The sequence below is a fragment of the Ruminococcus sp. CAG:57 genome (genome assembly GCF_000435935.1).
GTDB lineage: Bacteria > Bacillota > Clostridia > Oscillospirales > Ruminococcaceae > Hominimerdicola > Hominimerdicola aceti.
Genome location: NZ_FR890791.1, coordinates 1 through 618, shown reverse-complemented (window position 1 = coordinate 618; position 618 = coordinate 1). Strand labels below are relative to the sequence as shown.

The 618-nt window shown below is 44.5% G+C and carries 1 pseudogene; it reads right to left on the bottom strand.

Features of this window, described 5'->3' with window-relative positions:
* Nucleotides 1-446 (bottom strand): annotated as a pseudogene (locus QVO88_RS11325) (glutamine--fructose-6-phosphate aminotransferase); the annotation flags it as partial.
* Nucleotides 447-618: the final 172 nt, after the last annotated feature.

Sequence of the window (618 nt, the reverse complement as noted above, 5' to 3'; positions counted from 1 at the left end):
GCGTCAACAGGAGTACCCAGGTACTTTTTGTAATAATAGTCGATAAGCTTTACGGCAACTTCTGTATCAGTTTCAGACTTAAAGGTATATCCTTTTTTGATAAGCTTTTCACGAAGCTCCTGATAGTTTTCGATAATACCGTTATGTACGGCGATAACATTTTCATCGTCGCTGCAATGAGGGTGGGCGTTTACAGTTGACGGCTCGCCATGGGTAGCCCAACGGGTATGGCCTATACCGCAGGCGCCCTTTACAGCTTTTCCGTCGTTAGTCATTTCCTTTAGGACTTTCAGCTTACCTTTAGCCTTTACGATCTCAGGCTCTGCGTCACCGTTTCTTACAGCGATACCGGCAGAGTCATAGCCTCTATACTCAAGCTTTGACAGGCCGTCCAAGAGTATTGGGGCTGCCTCGTTATTTCCAGTAAATCCAACAATTCCGCACATAACAGTGTCTCCTTTAAGTTTTATTTTTGTTGATGTAATCTTCTATAGCAGGTCTATTTGGAGGAAAAATATCCTCCGGCAGGTCGCAGATATCAATAAATTTAAGCTGCGACACCTCAGAAGCCTGCATTTTAAGCTCGCCTGTATACTCGTGGCAGGTGTAGACGATATC